This is a genomic window from Ureibacillus suwonensis (assembly GCF_042655065.1).
Taxonomy (GTDB): domain Bacteria; phylum Bacillota; class Bacilli; order Bacillales_A; family Planococcaceae; genus Ureibacillus; species Ureibacillus suwonensis.
On sequence record NZ_JBHSNQ010000013.1, the window covers coordinates 17,703 to 34,304 of the forward strand.

The following is a 16,602-nucleotide window of genomic DNA, read 5'->3' on the forward strand; positions in this document are numbered from 1 at the left end:
TGCAATAAGAGGGGATGAAGAATATGCAAAATTCAAGGACAAAGACCGTTGATTTGGTCATCCAGGCGATGTTGATTGCCCTTGTTTTCATATCCACCGTATTTTTGAATATTAAATTGCCGATTGCTTCAAATGGCGGGTTGGTTCATCTGGGAACGGCGATGCTATTTATTGCATCCATTTTATTTGGCCCCAAAAAAGGAGCGATTGCAGGGGCGGTTGGAATGGGGTTATTTGACCTTGTTGGCGGCTGGCTTGTATGGGCCCCAATTACGATTATATCCAGAGCATTTCAAGGATATATTGTCGGAAAAATCGCTTGGTCAAAGGGAAGCCAAGGGGAAAGCCTTCCGAAAAACATTTTTGCGATGATTGTATCCGTTCCTGTGATGATTGGTGTATATTACATCGGGGAAGCCATCATGTTTTCAAGTTTGATTATTCCGCTGGCTTCAATTCCAGGGGATCTGGTGCAAAACGCGATCGGAATGATGATTGCCATCCCGGTTTGCCTCGTATTGAAAAAAATTCCGTACATTGCATCCTTCGCTCGATAAAAATGTGCTAGATTCCGTTTACATCCATCTTATATTTCTAAAATTCGGAGGAATAGGTTCACTTAACCTATTTATTCATCAATAAAGTTGCCGATCCCGGTTAGAGAAGGGAGATCGGCGGCTTTTTTTATTTGTTGATAAATCATAAACGGAACTGAACGGCTCAAAAGCTTTCAATCCAATTGTCACATCATCCGTCACCACATGGGTTAGTCTTAGAAAGAAATTGTAGACAAACCATTAGAAGATTGGGATAAAAAATTAAGATTAAATTAAGATTTATATCGCTTTAACTTAAGAATTTTCCGCTAGCATAAAAGATGGAATACAGAATTTTGGGGGAATCTTAAATGAAAAAATTTTTAAACATGGCTTATTGGATTGTTTTAGTATTTTATTCGTATCTGCTGGTTGATACGGTATTTTTGGCAAGAGATGTCCGCCGAAGCATTAACATCGTTCCCTTTGACATGATTTCCGAACAAGGATTTACGATAAATGTATGGGGAAATGTCTTGATGTTTATTCCATTGGGAGTCTACTTTGCAGACAATATGAAACAGTTCCGTTTTTGGAAAGTATTAGGGGGAATCATTGGGACAAGCTTGGCCATTGAAGTGCTGCAATATATTTTTAAATGTGGGGCAAGTGATATCGATGATTTAATATTAAATACCATCGGTGGCTTACTGGGAATGTCTATTTATCTGTTATTGAAAAGTATATCCAAATCAAAAGAGCAGGTACATATCGCCATCTCCATCCTGTCCATTATAGTGGGCGTTCCCGTGATTTTATTGGTGATCATCATTTTTGCCTATAACCATTAAAGAATATGGTTTTCCGAAAAACCGCAATGAAAATGTCAAATTTTTGCCCCATCATCGATCCTTTGAACCGTATGCCGTCACCGAAAATGGTTCATAATAATCCAATGTATTCTTAACATAAAATTGAAAACTTTGTAATTTTGATAAAACAGGAAACTTTTTTGGGAATTCTAACGTATATGATGATATAGAACTATGAGGGAGGCAGTAAATATGGATAACGAACGCAAACGGATCATCAAATTAGTTGAAGAAGGAGCCATCTCTGCGGAAGAAGCGATCACTTTGCTTGAAGCGCTCAATAAAAAGCAAAGTTCCACAACGACCGAATCTCAATCCAACGCAGTTCCATTGCCACCAACAAACGAACAGTCATCCCACCAAGAGCAGCAATCCGAGTCGAAAAAAACAACAGGCTTTGAAGATATTTTTGGAAAAAACTTTAATAACAAAGAGTTCAGTAAAAAAATGGACGAGATCGTGAATGAAGTGAAAGAAGACTTGACGGAATTCTCCAAAAGCATGATGGGCGTCATCGGTACCGCTTTCAAAAAATTGAAAGAATTGGACATTGAATTTCCTTTGAGTAATCCAAAAGTGGAATTTGAAAAGCAATATTCCTTTAACGGCGATGAAGTGAGAGGCATCCAAATCGAAATTCCAAACGGGAAAGTGGAAGCGGTACGCTCCGATTCCAATGAGCTGAAAGTCGTGGCGAAAGTCAAAACATTTGCCATCGACAATGATGAGGATAAGACGATTGCCGAATTTGAGCGGGATTTTGTCCGATTTAATGATGGCAAATTGGAATTGAAATGCCCATCCAAGTTGACGCAAGTGAATGTGCAACTTTCCATTCCGGAAAAACAGTATGATATTGTGTTGATGAAGCTGTTGAACGGCGGCGTGTCCATTGACGGTGTGAATGCGAAACTCGTAAAATTGCGCACGTACAACGGACCAATCAAATATGCGGTTGGCCAATTTGAAAATGCGGATGTGGAATCCGGCAATGGCCCGATTGAAATTGTGCATGTAAAAGGGGAAGATTTGGAAGTTCAAACGGTGAATGGACGAATCTATATAGATGGAGAACTCAGAGAAGTGGAAGCGGAATCGGCAAACGGCGCGGTCATTGTTACAACAAATGATAAAAACGCGCGGAAAGTGAAAGCTCAAACGGTTGCCGGCGCTGTGGAGCTGTACGTTCCGAAAAACGTTTCCATCAACGGTACCGCATCGACCAATGTAGGAAAAATCGACCTCGGCCTGCAAGATGTGGTGACACGTACGGTGGAAGATCAATTCTTCGCCAAAACGATGCACTTCGATAAAATCATCGAAAATGCCCCAGTATTAAAATTGACAGGCGAATCCCGCACAGGAAGCATCATTATCCGATATACGACATTAGGTCAGGAATCCTAAAGGGTCCCCGGATTTTCCCAGACATCTCTATCCAACGCCAAACTCTTTTATATAAGGGTTTGGCTTTTTTTTGCCGATTTAAAGGAGCAATTTCCGATTTGTAATATATTCTTTATCTTGAATTTTCAGGAAACTCATAGTATTTTAGAATAGTGATCAACATGATCGATTCTACTATAAGTACATAAGTATTTTTACGTATGTAAAGCATTCAATGAATTAGGTAGGTGGGAGCAAGTTGAAAAGAAGTATTACTGGAAAAATGATTGCGGTTTTTTCTTCCATTATACTGCTTTCCTGCATCATTATTTCCTGCACGAGTTACAGATCGTCCGTGAAACTGGCGGAAGAATCCTTGAGCGATGTGGCGCGGAATATTGCGGAAAGCGCCGTCCGTCTGATTGATGCGGAACGATATCAACAGGAAATTACGTTGGCGAAGGGGCCTGATACCGCTTATTATAAAGAGCTGCGCGAAAAATTGAATGATTTGAGGGAAAGTACGGGGCTTACATATCTCTTTACCATGGGAAGAGAAAAAACAGGTGATGATTATACATATTTTTATATGGTGGACGGTTTCCCTCTGGATTCGGATGAAGCATCGCAAATGGGGGATGAGGAAGACGTAACCCTATACCCGAATATTGTCAAAGCTTTTGAAACTGGTAAAGCGCAAGTGCAAATCTCCAATACAAAAGAATTCGGGGCGCTTGTTACAACCTATGTGCCCATCCGATCCGAATCCGGGGAAGTCATCGGAATTGTCGGTGCCGACTTGGATGCGGCCACTTTCTTTGACGTCATGGATTCCAACAGGACACAATTAATCATGATTACCGGCATTATTTTACTTATAAGCATACTTGTCGTATATCTTTTCTCGGTTTATTTGATTAAACCATTAAAGAAATTAACCAATGAAATCGAAAAAGTGGGAAATGGCGATTTATCCGTCAAATTTGAAGTGAAACGCAACGGTGAGATTGGCGCATTGACCAATGCATTCCAAAAAATGATCGGCGATTTGAAACAGATCATCCATGGAATCAATGACAGTTCAAGCCGGTTGGTGGATTCATCCGATCATTTATTGGCGAGTGCCAGTGAAGTGAAGGAAGGGAACGAACAAATCAATGCTTCGATGACGGAACTGTCGGAAGGGGCGGATCATCAAGCCAATTCAACTAGCCAAGTGTCGGAAATCATGGTTCGATTTACAAATCATCTCCAAGAAGCGCGGGATGAAGGAGTCAAATTGGCGCATTCATCCAATGACGTCATTGAAATGACCAAAACAGGCACGGAGTTGATGGCCGACTACGAGAAACAAATGGAATCCATCCATCAAGGGGTGAAGCGCTCCATCGAAAAAGTGAAGGTTTTGGATGCCCAAACCAACATGATTACAGAACTGGTCAAAATCATCCAGGATATTGCGGAGCAAACGAATTTATTGGCATTAAATGCGGCGATTGAAGCGGCACGCGCCGGAGAACATGGAAGGGGATTTGCGGTTGTTTCCGAAGAGGTACGGAAACTTGCGGATGAAGTGTCCAATTCCATTGGCAATATTGTGAAGATTGTTGAGGGCATTCAACGGGAATCAAAAGAAACGGTGCAATCCCTTCAAGACAGTTTCTTGCAAGTGACGGAGGGGACATCGAAAATAAAAACAACAAGAGAAACATTCAATGACATCAACCAATCGATTTTACAAATGCAGTCGAAAATCGAAACCATCTCCAATCATTTGCAGGAGGTATTCCTTGAATGTGAACAAATCAATGATGCCGTCAACCATATCACGGTCGTGGCACAGGAGTCTTCGGCAGGAATCGAGCAGAATACCGCTTTGATCCAAGAATCAACCAGTGCCATGGATGAAATCGTTTCCTATTCGAAAGGAGTCGCCGATTTGGCCAAAAACCTCAACCAATTGGTCAGCCGATTTAAAATGGAAAGCTGAGATGGGATGGAAATCTTTACAAAAAATAGAATCAAGGGCGGGACAAACCCCGCCCCAAAATGGAAAAAGGAGAATTTGGGAAGGCTCAAATTCTCCTTTTTATCTTGAAGTTTCTCCGCTCTGCAGCATCGGGCAGAAAAAAAGGTGCCTAGCTTTGTTGCCTGGCACCTTAATAAGTTACGGTGATCGAAACGAGGTAGTCTTTCTCTTTCGTACGTTGAATCTCACTCACATTCCAGTTCAAGTTCTTATATTTTAGTCCGTTTGTGGCTGCGGAAATGATCTGTTTGAAATTGTTAAGTACATTTGGTTTGTTTGTTACGTACCGGAACGTGAAGTTCTTTTCTTTTTTGGAAATCTTTGTTTTTAAATATGTAGAGAATTTATTGTCATCCACTGTATAGTCGGAAGTCAAATATTGGAGTCCTAAGCTCTCCATCAGCTTCTTGTCGCCGCGTTTTGTCAGTACTTCTATATAATATGTATTTGCGCGTGGATATGTCTTTTCGATACCGGTGGATCCTCCATCTTTCCAGCTGTGGCTTTGGCGGATCTCATCATCGGCCAACAGATAATAATCGTATGTAACTTGCCCTTTTTTATCCGGAGTAGGATCGTCCCAAGTAACATCCAAGTGATACCACTTGCCATCCAGTTGAACGAGATTCCAAGCGTGGCTATCGCCTCCAGCTTTACCGCTGATCAACCGGACCGGAATATCCAGTTCCTCCAACATTTTATAGACCAACATCGCATATCCATTGCACAGTGTTTTCCCTTTCGTCAAAGCGAAGTATGGTGCATTGTTCGCCTGACTGTAAGTTGTGTCATATGCCACATTTGATACGACATAATCATGGACGGCTTTCACTTTTTCGTGGTCGTTCATCGATGATTTGATGATTTTCGCTAAAATTTCCTGAACCCGCTTATTCACATAATCCACTTGTTCTTTTGTTTGATAAAACGTTGCTGTGAAATTGATGGTCGCTTCATTTCCCTTTCCATTCCAAGTAAAGCGATAGTTTCGGTAGTCATAAAACAAATATTCATCCTCGGATAATACTTCTTCCACCGTCTTTGTAATTTTGTCCGTCAAATTGTTCAGGTCCCCGTAATACTTGATGGAAAATGAGGTTTGCCGATTTTGGAATGCGGTTCTGATTTGCTCTTTCAGCGGATTTAAAGAAGAATCGGCAGTTGCTGTCAGCGAAGCGACGGTTTTTGTATGATGGTTGGATGCGTCCGAATTTGCGGTGGCATTTTTAATGGTAAAATTCATCTGCAATTCATTTGTTAATGGCTTTTGCTTTTCCGATAAAACATTGTCCGTCACAACCAACCGGTATGTTGAACCATAAGCATAGCCGGATTCCGGTGCCTCCACAACGACTTTGTATCCTCCATCGACCAATTTCGGTTCTTTATCCGTCACTATTTTTCCATTTTGATCAATAACGTGGATGTTTTTTATATGGACAGTCCTTTGATCGACTTTCTGATTAAAATAGACCGTAAAATCATGATGCGGATCCACATCCTTCTTATCAATCGGGGATGCTGCAAAAATTTCAGTTGATCCGATGAACAATAAAACAATAAATAGGATGATGGAAACAGAGCCTCTTACGAATTTCATAGTATCCCTCCTTTTATTATTTGGGAGTATTCTATCATAAACACGAATGGAAATTGAAAAGTCTTTAGAATTAAATTGAGATTGAAACAACATCTATACGACTACTTAATTAGTTATATATTGGTATAATTGGTTATATAAAAAATTCTTATTATTCAAACTTTCATCCTAAAACGAGGTAATTATAAAAGCCCTCCTCCAAAGGTCAAGGGCTTTTGAAGCGAAGATATTTCAATGTTTGCAAAGTTTCTTCCATTTATAATATGAAAATGACCTCCTTCCAATAAGAGCGATAAAACTTGCCGGATCGTCCTTCGCCAATCCTTGACTTTACCGGCGGGAATTCGAATATTTGAAGCTCGCTGACGGGCGGAAACTGGAGGATGGATAATGGAGAAACTTATCAACAGCTCTTTTTTGATGACTATTCGTAATACAATTCGCTTTTTTCAGGATTGTACGGTGGAGGAATCGGTCCGGTTATTGTTGGGGGAGATCCATAAATGTAAAAAATGCGGAACATCCATTCCTTCCAAAAGAAAAAATACGGGCAATTTCATTTGCGGAATATAAATCCGGTTCATTGACAAGGCCTTTATTACTGATAGATTGATAATTAATTTGTATTTTTAAAAAAATAATGATGGTCAATGAAAAGAAAATGTAAAATTATTAACCACATAAAGTGCTATAATAGAAATTGTTGAATGACTATAGATAGAACCAAGGTGATTATATTAATGATACAAATGAAAGAGGTTTACAAAAAATACCCAAACGGTGTGGTGGCTGTAAACGGTATTTCTGTCGATATAAAACAAGGTGAATTTGTTTATGTGGTAGGCCCTTCCGGTGCGGGGAAGTCGACCTTTATCAAGCTGATGTACCGCGAAGAGATTCCTACTTCCGGTGAAGTGATCATCAACGGAATCAATACTTCCAAATTGAAGAAAAGGGAGATTCCCCATTTTCGAAGGAAGTTGGGGGTTGTTTTCCAAGACTTTAAGTTGCTTCCGAAGTTGACCGTTTATGAAAATGTCGCTTTTGCAATGGAAGTCATTGAAGAGCAGCCGAAAACAATTCGGAAGCGGGTATTGGAAGTGTTGGATTTGGTCGGATTAAAACATAAAATCCGCATGTTCCCGAACGAGCTGTCCGGTGGGGAACAGCAACGGGTTTCCATTGCCCGCTCCATTGTGAATATGCCGAAAGTGGTCATTGCGGACGAGCCTACTGGAAATCTGGACCCGGAAACTTCCTGGGATATCATGAAAATCTTTGAAGATATCAATTCTTTGGGGACAACCGTTGTCATGGCAACGCATAACCGTGAAATCGTAAACAAAATCCGCAAGCGGGTGATTACGATTGATGGCGGCATGATTGTCCGGGACGTCTTTGGAGGTGATTACGGTTATGAAATTTAGAACCCTCCAGCGGCATTTCCGTGAAAGTCTAAAGAGTTTAAGCCGGAACGGATGGATGTCTTTCGCCTCGATCAGTGCGGTTACGGTGACGCTCATATTGGTCGGTATTTTCGCATTGGTGATGATGAATTTAAATCATATCGCGGATAATATCGAAAATGATGTGGAAATCCGCGTTCTAATCGATATTATCAACGATCCGAAAGAAATGAAGGCCGCTGAAGACAAGCTCATGAAACAGGTGGAACGCTTGCCGGAAGTGGCGGAAGTCAAGTACTCTTCCAAGGAAGATGAATTGAAGATTTTGATCGAAAACTATGGCGAAGATTTCAGTTTATATGAACAAAGCAATCCATTGCGGAACGTTTTATATGTAAAAGCGAAGGATCCGGAGCAGACGGCGGATCTTGCGAAAAAAATTGATAAGCTCGATCATACATATGACGTCATTTATGGGGAAGAAAAAGTTGAAAATCTGTTCAATTTCTTAAATACTGGCCGCAACATTGGCCTGGTTTTAATTTTGGGTCTTTTATTTACGGCGATTTTCTTAATCTACAATACGATCCGTATTACCATTGTCGCCCGCAAAGACGAGATTGAAATTATGAAACTGGTGGGAGCGACAAGCTCTTTCGTGCGCATTCCTTTCTTATTTGAAGGATTGTGGCTTGGCGTGCTTGGGTCCATCCTTCCGATGATTGTTGTATCGGTCGTTTACTATAATGTGTACAACAAGTTGACTCCAAAAATTCAAGGAAACATGTTGCAGCTGCTTGAAGTGACCCCTCTGGTTTATGAAGTGAACCTGATCGTCTTGGCACTTGGCATTTTCATCGGTGTATGGGGCAGCTTCATGTCGGTTCGGAAATTCTTGAGAGTTTATTAGAAACAAGGAGGCACCATTTGATGGGAAACTTTTTTAAACGCCATTTCAAAATCATTACGGCGATGATCGCTGTACTGCTTTTCATACAGATACCTGTTACATATGCGGCAAATTTGTCCGATTTAAAAAGCAAACAGCAGCAAGTGGAACAACAGAAAAAAGAATTGAATAGTCAAATCAATCAAAAATCCAGCGCAATCAAATCCAATGAATCCAAACAGAAACAATTGTTAGCCCAAATTGATAAATTGATAGACCAAATTTCAAAAACAAATCAAGAAATCAAACAAGTAGAAAATGAGATTGGACAAGCCAATCAAGAAATTGCCGCTTTAAAAGAAAAAATTGAAGCATTGCAAAAAAAGATTGATGAACGGAATGCATTGTTGGAAGAACGCGCCCGTGCATTGCAGGCAAACGGTTCGGTTTCATTTTTGGATGTGTTGTTGGGCGCCAACAGCTTCGTTGATTTTATTGACCGTTTTTCAGCGGTCAATACGTTGATCGATGCTGACCGCCAAATCATCCGTGAACAAAAAGAAGACCAAAAACAATTGGAAGACCAAAAAGTGGTATTGGAAAATACAAAAAGAAAACTGGAAGAAAAACAAAACCAACTTAAAAACTTAAAAGCTTCTTTGGATTCCCAAAAACAAGAAAAAAATAAATTGATTGCCGAACTCGAAAAAGAGCAACAAAAACTATTAAGCGAGAAAAAATTATTGGAGAAACAATATTCCGAGTATCTTGAAATCAGTCAAGACTTGGAAAACCAAATCGCGGAACTTCAAAGACAACAATTAAGCAAAGCTCAGTCTTCCGGAAATTTACCGGTTTCATCCAGCGGTTTCATGAAACCGACAAATGGTGTGTTGACAAGCGGTTATGGTTGGAGAAATTTAGGTTATGGTCCTGAGTTCCACTATGGTGTTGACTTGGCTAACCGTGCAGGAACGCCAGTCCTAGCCTCAGCAGATGGTGTGGTCACTTATGCATCCGCCCTAAGCACGTACGGAAATGTAATCATGGTTACGCACAATATTAACGGCCAAATCTATACAACATTATATGCCCATTTAAGAGCATTTAATGTCGGCGTTGGCGATGTGGTAAAACAAGGCCAACAAATTGGTGAAATGGGAGCCACTGGACGCGCGACAGGTCCTCACTTGCATTTCGAAGTGCATATCGGTACATGGCGTGGACAAAAAGCGGGCGTACAAAATCCGTTGAATTATATTTCCCTATAATGTAGGAAACAAGCTGTTTAGAAAGTGAAATTCTTTCTAAACGGCTTTTTTAATTGAAAAATTTATTTTTCAATCTTGTCAAACATTATCAAAATTCATTGGCCGGATTTTATGATATGCTATAAGATAGAATAATTTCAAAGGAAGCAGGCTGGAGGGGTTCAATGAGCAACAACATGAAAAAAGCGCTTGGGGCAATTGTGATCATCGCTTTGGTCGCGATTGCGGCGGGCATGTTTATCCATGATAAATTGGAAGAAAACAAAAAAAATGCCCTCGATGATGATACACCGGGATATGAAGTGGGCAAGGGCAGTCCCCAAAGTGTCGGATTAGAAAAGCCGGCGCCGGATTTCACATTAAATACATTGGATGGAAACCCGTTGACCCTTTCCGATTTAAAAGGGAAGAAAGTGATTTTGAACTTCTGGGCGACATGGTGTCCGCCTTGCAAAGATGAAATGCCGCATTTCCAGGAGTATTACGAAAAGTATGCGGAAGAAGATAATGTGGAAATTGTCGCGGTGAATTATACACTCAACGACAAAATGGCAAGTGTTGAGAATTTCGTGAAAAGTTATGATTTAACCTTCCCGGTGCTGTTGATGGAGGAAGAAGATGTCAGGGAGACATACAAAGTTTATACGCTGCCATCCACCTTTTTCATCAATTCCAAGGGCGTAATTGAAAAGCAAGTATTGGGACCGTTGGATTTGGATACATTGCGAAATTATGTGACGGCATTAGAATAAAAAAATCGCTCTTTTGCATGTGTTATTGCTCCTCTTTTCCACATAAATTGAACGAGAGGAGGATAGTGAGTGCGAAAGAGTCGATTTTTTTTCATTTTTGCCATCATCTGTGTGTTGTTAGCCATCATTGTGTATTGGAAAAGCGTGACAAAGCAGGAAACGGATTTGAAAGGAAGCAATATCCCGGTCATTGACCAGGCTTTTACCCTGATCAAAGAGAAATCGGTGTTTGATACGAAAGATGAGGAATTGATTGAAGGTGCCTTAAGGGGAATGACGGAAGCGATCAAGGATCCATACAGCACCTATTATACGGAAAAGGAAGCGGCCATTCATCGCCAGTCTTTGGCAGGGCAGCGGGTAGGCATCGGCATTGAAATTACGGAAAAGGATGGGCGATTTATCGTCGTTTCACCTGTGAAATCATCTCCCGCTGAAAAAGCAGGAATCCGTCCGTTTGATGAAATCGTGGAAGTGGATGGCGTCCGTTTGGAAGGCAAAACCCTTGGGGAGTTGCTGCAATTAATTCAAGGAGAGCCAGGTGAAAAAGTGTCGCTGGTCATTTATCGTCCAAGCACAGACAGGCATATAAAAATCACGGTGGAGCGGGCGGAAATTGATAACCAGACAGTGAAATGGAAAGTCATTCCAATAGAAGAATCAAAAATCGGCTATGTTTCCATTTCGATGTTCGGGGAAGACACGGTGGAAGAATGGGTGGAAGCAACGAAACGGCTGTTATCGGAAAAAGTGGATGGCATGATAGTTGATTTGCGAGACAATCCTGGAGGTTATTTACATAGCGTCGCGGGCGTCGTAAGTAGCATCGGGAAAGAAGGGGACATTTTCGCATATATGCAAAATGCGGAAGGAACGATGGAAGCATTTAAAACGGCAAAGCTGGATGTGGATGACGATTATTTAAAAAGAATGAAGACGATTCCGTTGGTTGTTCTCCAAAATGAGGGCAGTGCATCGGCCAGCGAAGTGATGGCGGGAGCGTTAAAAAGTTGGAACCGGGCAATCATTGTAGGACTCAAGAGCTTTGGAAAAGGAACGGTGCAAGAAACGTACGATTTGGAAAATGGCGGGGAATTGAAATTATCTACAAATAAATGGCTGACTCCTGATCGGGAATGGATACATGGAAAAGGCATCGAATCGGACATTGAAGTGGAGCAACATCCATTGTTTGCGATGGAAATCATGCCGCTCCGGGGTGAATTCGCGGAAGGGGATTATAGCGAAGAAGTGGCCTATGTTCAAAAAGTGTTGAGCGGTTTGGGATACAACTTGTCAAGAACGGACGGGTTTTATGATGAACAAACGGCGGAAGCGGTGGCCTCCTATCGGGAGAAACACGATCTCGAAAGCGGACGGCATATGGATGATGAATTCTTCGCAAGCATCCGCGATCAAGTGGCTTCATATAAGGAAGACATGGAACATGATGTGCAGTTGAAAATGGGCTTGAGCGTCATGTTGCACAAAATCAAAGGGAATATATAGCGGATTTGTGAGAGAAGGGCAAATGGCGGAAACAATGAGGTTTTCCCATTTGCTCTTTAATGTTTGACGGGTTATTTCAGATCTTTAGGGCGGTGAATGTCTTTATGGATTTTGCCTGGTTGTAAATATATTTTAGTGATGAAATTACCTTTGTTTCAAAGAAATCCATAAAACTCCTGTCATTTTCTATATGGAAATCATTTCTGTTAATAAATTCCTGATTTCCCCCTACGCAAATTTTTATTACTTTGATACAATGAACAGTAGTTAGTAGGAAACGGCGGTGGGATGAGTGATTGAGATTTTATTGGAACTGTTGAAGGCAATTGGCAGAATGTTTATGAATCCATTATTATATCTTTCCATATTGATGGCGATTGTACTGGGATACGTCCGTGTCAAAAGGGAAAGAAAGTTCTTTAAAATCCGGATTTTGTGGGGTTGGACGGAATTGATCGGCCTCATCAAGGAAGGAATCTGGTTCGCACTTATGATTTCAGTGCTTACCCTGCTTTTCGGATTAACTCAATCCATCGAATTGTTATTCTTTGTGACGGCCTTCAGTATCCTCGGCCTGCTTCTTTACAATTTCCATCTTCTTTCGCCTATCGTCCTGATGGGATTAAGCCTCGGCTCTTTAATGGTGATGTATGATCAACATTGGTCGTTTGAATGGCTGGGGTTGACGATCCAGGGCGTGGACGTGATGGAAGGTGCGGCTGTGACAAGCGCTTTGGTCGCAGGATTATTGCTGATTGCGGAAAGCCGTTTAATCAAGAAACATGGCATGAATTACGCATCACCGATGATTGAAAAATCGAAAAGGGGATTGAATGGCGTCGCTTTCTTTACGAAAAAATTGTGGCTGTTGCCGATTTTTTTCGTTGTGCCCGGACAAGCAATTGATGCTTATTTTCCTTGGTGGCCGCAATTTTCATTGAACCACCAGCAATTTTCTTTGGTTTTATTCCCTTTTGTTGTAGGATTCCAACAGTTGACAAGACGTTCCTTGCCGCTATATGTTTATCCTAAATTATCAAGGGCGGTTCTTATTTTAGGAGAATTGGTTCTCATCGGCGGACTTGTCGGCTATTTTTATCCAATCGCGGCGGTAGTGACGGTGTTTGCAGGGGCATTCTTCCGTTTATTGATTTCATATATTTTTAAAGTTCGCGAACGCCGGGATGTGTATGCGGTTTCTGCCCGTCCAAGCGGCGTGATGATTGCAGCGGTATTGCCGGATTCGCCGGCGGAAAAAATGGGGCTGCAGGCCGGAGAGATTATCCGCAAAGTGAACGGAATGGAAGTGCATAATGAATTGGAGTTGTATAAAGCCCTTCAAATCAATGCCGCCTACTGCAAATTGGAAGTGTTGAATCATAAAAATGAACTGCGCTTGACGCAGCATGAAGTATATAGCAAAGACCATTACCGGATCGGTTTGCTGGTGGTTGAATAGAATGTGCAGATGGCTTAATTCCTGAAGATGGGAATTGAGCCGTTTTTTTATATAAAATTGGGGTGTTTATGGCATATCCGAGCAAGAGGATGATTTATCTGAGCAAGGGTGGACCGCAACCGAGCAAGAGGATGATTTATCTGAGCAAGGGTGGACCGCAACCGAGCAAGAGCATGGTTTATCCGAGCAAGCGGGGATTGCATCCGAGCAAGCAGGTGCCGCAACCGAGCAAGAGCATGGTTTATCCGAGCAAGCGGGCAACATATCCATTTAAAAACAAACCCGCCCGCGCAAGATCGCACACCACAGCCATAAAAACAAAAAAGAGCGAACCTTCTCCATTCGCCCTTTCCTATCCAATATTCCCTTCTAAAAGAAATTCCGCAAAATTGCCACCGTCAAAACCCCGACAATCACCGTTTTCGATAAACTCTTCGTCCAAAGGGCAACGAGCAGTGTGGGCACAAAAGCAACCGTGTTTTCCCCATTCAACGTGACGAATTTGCCTTCCGTATTCAATAATGATTGAAAAACCAGCGCGCTCAGAATGCAAACAGGAATAAATTGCAGCCAGCGCAACACCACTTGCGGCAATTCAAGATTCCGCACCAAAATAAATGGTATGACGCGGGGCAACCAAGTGACGAGGGCGCATCCCAAAATTAATAAAACCATCAATAACGTTGTCGTCATTTTTCCGTGATCACCCCAATCGTCGCCACGATGACGGTGGATAAAAGCACCGCCAAATGGCTCGGCATGAAATAAGAAAGAATGTACATGGCGCCAAACACACAGCCAATCAACTTCAAATAATGCATGAGCTTCCCTCTGCTTGCGTTCGCCAAATTCAGTACAAGCAGCGCGATAAACATCGCCACCAAGGCATAATCAAGGCCCCATCGATTAGGGTTTGGAATCCAGTTTCCGACAAGCCCCCCAAGAACACAGGCGGCAATCCACGTCAAATAGGCGGTCAAATTTAAACCATCCATCCAGCGGCCGCCCAGCTGTTTTTCCCGGCCCATTTTCGTCACTGCAACGCCAAAGGTTTCATCCGTCAGCAAAGAACCGAAACCGACATTGCGCAATGCGGAATAGCGGGTGAAGTATGGGGCGACAGTCAGGGACATGAGGAAATGTCTCAAGTTGACGATAAACGTGGTGATGATGATGACGGACATCGGTGCGCCTGCCACATACAACCCGGCAAAAATGAACTGGGCGCTTCCGGCATACACAAGAGCCGACAGGAGAAAAATCTCCAAAATGGATAATTTTGAAGCAATCCCTACGACTCCAAAGGCAAAACCGATACTTATGTAACCTAACAATGTGGGAATGCAATCTTTCATTCCCTGGAAGAACGAATCTTCCGTCGCAGTTTTTGCAATTTCTTTCATTTCCTTGATTTCCGTTGCCACGCCATCCAACCCTTTCATCCGAATTTTCGAGATACATGATCCCCTGTTGCAACTTTATGAACACCGATTCGTTACAGTACAATGGGATCCATTTGTGTACTATAATGATGAAGAAAATCGGTCTAAAGTTTACCATTTAATGCTAATTACGTATTATAATTAAATCGTCAGAATATTCTTCTTTCGTTTTATATAGTATACATTTGTCTTTTAAAATAGACAATAGGGTGGAACAAAAAATGGAACAAATGAATCGCTACATTGGCATGCAATTAAAAAAAATCCGGAAAGAGCGCAGTTTAAGTTTGGATGATGTGGCAAAAGCTACTGATGTAAGCAAAGCTCAGCTTGCCCAAATTGAAAAAGGGGAAGCGAATCCGACCGTTTCGACTTTATGGAAAATTGCCGCAGGATTAAAGATTTCTTTTTCATCCCTCCTGCAGCCGCCAAAAACGTTTTTTCAAAAATATAGCGTGGATCCAACTACATACGTTTCGGAAGAGGACGGAAAATATCGCGTTTACTCCATCATTCCCTATGACCCGGAAAGGGGATGGGAATTTTATAAAATTGAAATGGATCCCGGGGTGACCCATAAAAGTGAACCGCATACGGAAGGGGTGGAGGAAACGGTGACGGTCATTGCAGGACAAGCCGTAGTCCAATGCGGGGAAATGCGGGAAAGTTTGACGGAAGGGGAAACCCTCCTTTTCTCCGCCAATCAGCCCCACCAGTATGAAAATCCAACCGATCATGTGACGGTCTTGCATTTAATTATTCAGTATCGATAGAGGTGGAACATGTGAGTGATTGGTTTACCATTGAAAACATCGAAGCTTTGGAAGCGCAGTACAGGACCCTGGGACCAATTATTGGTTTACTTTTCCCCTTTTTGGAAGCCTTTCTTCCATTCCTGCCTTTGGTGGCGTTTGTCGTGGCAAATGCCAGTTCCCATGGCCTTTGGATGGGATTTTTGCTTTCCTGGGTTGGAACCGTATCGGGATCCTATTCGGTCTTTTTGCTTGTCCGGCAATTTGGAAAATATCCGAGAGTGCAAAAATTCATCAAATATAAGAAAATGCAGAAGCTCATCCGTTGGGTGGATATGAAAGGGATCGCCCCGCTGTTTATCTTGTTGTGTTTTCCCTTCACCCCGTCGGTACTGGTGAATATTGTCGCGGGACTTTCCAATATAAAGAAAAAAATCTATTTGGTTGTATTGTTGACCGGAAAATTTGTCATGATTTTGACCATCAGTTTGCTCGGGTATGATATTGGGGCATTGTTGCGCAGCCCAATCAAATTGATCCTCGTCATCGTGGCCATAGTCCTGTTGTGGATCATAGGAAAAATCATTGAAAAATATTTGAATAAACGCGTTGAACGAGAGCTGAAAGAAGTTTCGAAAATCAGAAAACAAAAGAAGCTGAAAATGACACCCAAAGAATGAGCGGGGTGGCAAAATTTCC

Annotated in this window: 15 protein-coding genes; 12 read left to right on the forward strand and 3 right to left on the reverse strand. The window is 41.9% G+C overall.

From position 1 onward, the window contains the following. Window positions 1–14: 14 nt before the first annotated feature. The 4 genes from ACFPOH_RS01275 (at window position 15) to ACFPOH_RS01290 (ending at window position 4,784) form a co-directional block, all read left to right on the forward strand. Window positions 15–557, forward strand: a complete 543-nt coding sequence (locus ACFPOH_RS01275; RefSeq protein ID WP_342581038.1) for an ECF transporter S component — start codon at window positions 15–17, stop codon at window positions 555–557. Between the two features lie 350 nt (window positions 558–907). Beyond that, window positions 908–1,387, forward strand: coding sequence for a VanZ family protein (locus tag ACFPOH_RS01280; RefSeq protein WP_390308642.1), 480 nt, complete (start codon window positions 908–910; stop codon window positions 1,385–1,387). A gap of 213 nt (window positions 1,388–1,600) precedes the next feature. Beyond that, entirely contained in the window at window positions 1,601–2,815 is a 1,215-nt protein-coding gene (locus ACFPOH_RS01285) for a DUF4097 family beta strand repeat-containing protein (RefSeq protein ID WP_342581040.1), read from the forward strand. 238 nt (window positions 2,816–3,053) lie between these two features. Continuing rightward, window positions 3,054–4,784, forward strand: coding sequence for a methyl-accepting chemotaxis protein (locus ACFPOH_RS01290; RefSeq protein WP_390308643.1), 1,731 nt, complete (start codon window positions 3,054–3,056; stop codon window positions 4,782–4,784). Window positions 4,785–4,953: 169 nt separating this feature from the next. Here ACFPOH_RS01290 and ACFPOH_RS01295 read toward each other — a convergent pair whose 3' ends face one another. Continuing rightward, window positions 4,954–6,423, reverse strand: a complete 1,470-nt coding sequence (locus tag ACFPOH_RS01295; protein ID WP_342581042.1) for a transglutaminase domain-containing protein — start codon at window positions 6,421–6,423, stop codon at window positions 4,954–4,956. A 740-nt stretch (window positions 6,424–7,163) separates the two neighbouring features. Here ACFPOH_RS01295 and ftsE point away from each other — a divergent pair. From ftsE to ACFPOH_RS01325, 6 genes are all read left to right on the forward strand, one after another. Next, window positions 7,164–7,850: a cell division ATP-binding protein FtsE gene (gene ftsE, locus ACFPOH_RS01300; RefSeq protein ID WP_342470125.1), complete on the forward strand. Its 687-nt coding sequence runs from the start codon at window positions 7,164–7,166 to the stop codon at window positions 7,848–7,850. Continuing rightward, window positions 7,840–8,739 carry a permease-like cell division protein FtsX gene (ftsX, locus tag ACFPOH_RS01305; protein WP_342581043.1) on the forward strand — a complete coding sequence of 300 codons (900 nt, stop codon included), beginning with the start codon at window positions 7,840–7,842 and terminating at the stop codon, window positions 8,737–8,739. Before ftsE ends, ftsX begins: the two co-directional genes overlap by 11 nt. A gap of 20 nt (window positions 8,740–8,759) precedes the next feature. After that, the gene (locus tag ACFPOH_RS01310) at window positions 8,760–9,989 is read left to right on the forward strand and encodes a murein hydrolase activator EnvC family protein (protein WP_342470123.1); all 1,230 of its coding nucleotides are present in this window, start codon (window positions 8,760–8,762) and stop codon (window positions 9,987–9,989) included. 164 nt (window positions 9,990–10,153) lie between these two features. Beyond that, window positions 10,154–10,741 carry a peroxiredoxin family protein gene (locus ACFPOH_RS01315; RefSeq protein ID WP_390308644.1) on the forward strand — a complete coding sequence of 196 codons (588 nt, stop codon included), beginning with the start codon at window positions 10,154–10,156 and terminating at the stop codon, window positions 10,739–10,741. Between the two features lie 69 nt (window positions 10,742–10,810). After that, a complete protein-coding gene (locus tag ACFPOH_RS01320) occupies window positions 10,811–12,250 on the forward strand; it encodes a S41 family peptidase (RefSeq protein WP_390308645.1) in 1,440 nt (479 codons plus the stop codon). Between the two features lie 292 nt (window positions 12,251–12,542). Then, a complete protein-coding gene (locus tag ACFPOH_RS01325; RefSeq protein WP_342581046.1) occupies window positions 12,543–13,709 on the forward strand; it encodes a PDZ domain-containing protein in 1,167 nt (388 codons plus the stop codon). A 369-nt stretch (window positions 13,710–14,078) separates the two neighbouring features. On the opposite strand, the gene ACFPOH_RS01330 is transcribed toward ACFPOH_RS01325, so the two are convergent. Together ACFPOH_RS01330 and ACFPOH_RS01335 are read right to left on the reverse strand one after the other, a co-directional pair. Beyond that, window positions 14,079–14,402, reverse strand: a complete 324-nt coding sequence (locus ACFPOH_RS01330; RefSeq protein ID WP_342470119.1) for an AzlD domain-containing protein — start codon at window positions 14,400–14,402, stop codon at window positions 14,079–14,081. Further along, window positions 14,399–15,112 (reverse strand): AzlC family ABC transporter permease, encoded by a 714-nt coding sequence (locus ACFPOH_RS01335; RefSeq protein WP_390308658.1) that lies wholly within the window; start codon window positions 15,110–15,112, stop codon window positions 14,399–14,401. The genes ACFPOH_RS01330 and ACFPOH_RS01335 overlap by 4 nt, the downstream gene beginning before the upstream one ends. A 260-nt stretch (window positions 15,113–15,372) precedes the next feature. Here ACFPOH_RS01335 and ACFPOH_RS01340 point away from each other — a divergent pair, with 260 nt between their 5' ends. Both ACFPOH_RS01340 and ACFPOH_RS01345 read left to right on the forward strand, forming a co-directional pair. Continuing rightward, window positions 15,373–15,924, forward strand: a complete 552-nt coding sequence (locus tag ACFPOH_RS01340) for a helix-turn-helix domain-containing protein (protein WP_390308646.1) — start codon at window positions 15,373–15,375, stop codon at window positions 15,922–15,924. 11 nt (window positions 15,925–15,935) lie between these two features. Then, window positions 15,936–16,583 carry a TVP38/TMEM64 family protein gene (locus ACFPOH_RS01345; RefSeq protein WP_342581048.1) on the forward strand — a complete coding sequence of 216 codons (648 nt, stop codon included), beginning with the start codon at window positions 15,936–15,938 and terminating at the stop codon, window positions 16,581–16,583. Window positions 16,584–16,602: the final 19 nt, after the last annotated feature.

Bases quoted from the DNA above. Each gene is read 5' to 3' on its own strand.
- ACFPOH_RS01275 (WP_342581038.1), top strand. From the start codon at position 15: ATGAAGAATATGCAAAATTCAAGGACAAAGACCGTTGATTTGGTCATC.
- ACFPOH_RS01280 (WP_390308642.1), top strand. From the start codon at position 908: ATGAAAAAATTTTTAAACATGGCTTATTGGATTGTTTTAGTATTTTAT.
- ACFPOH_RS01285 (WP_342581040.1), top strand. From the start codon at position 1,601: ATGGATAACGAACGCAAACGGATCATCAAATTAGTTGAAGAAGGAGCC.
- ACFPOH_RS01295 (WP_342581042.1), bottom strand. From the start codon at position 6,423: ATGAAATTCGTAAGAGGCTCTGTTTCCATCATCCTATTTATTGTTTTA.
- ftsE (WP_342470125.1), top strand. From the start codon at position 7,164: ATGATACAAATGAAAGAGGTTTACAAAAAATACCCAAACGGTGTGGTG.
- ftsX (WP_342581043.1), top strand. From the start codon at position 7,840: ATGAAATTTAGAACCCTCCAGCGGCATTTCCGTGAAAGTCTAAAGAGT.
- ACFPOH_RS01310 (WP_342470123.1), top strand. From the start codon at position 8,760: ATGGGAAACTTTTTTAAACGCCATTTCAAAATCATTACGGCGATGATC.
- ACFPOH_RS01315 (WP_390308644.1), top strand. From the start codon at position 10,154: ATGAGCAACAACATGAAAAAAGCGCTTGGGGCAATTGTGATCATCGCT.
- ACFPOH_RS01330 (WP_342470119.1), bottom strand. From the start codon at position 14,402: ATGACGACAACGTTATTGATGGTTTTATTAATTTTGGGATGCGCCCTC.
- ACFPOH_RS01335 (WP_390308658.1), bottom strand. From the start codon at position 15,112: ATGAAAGAAATTGCAAAAACTGCGACGGAAGATTCGTTCTTCCAGGGA.
- ACFPOH_RS01340 (WP_390308646.1), top strand. From the start codon at position 15,373: ATGGAACAAATGAATCGCTACATTGGCATGCAATTAAAAAAAATCCGG.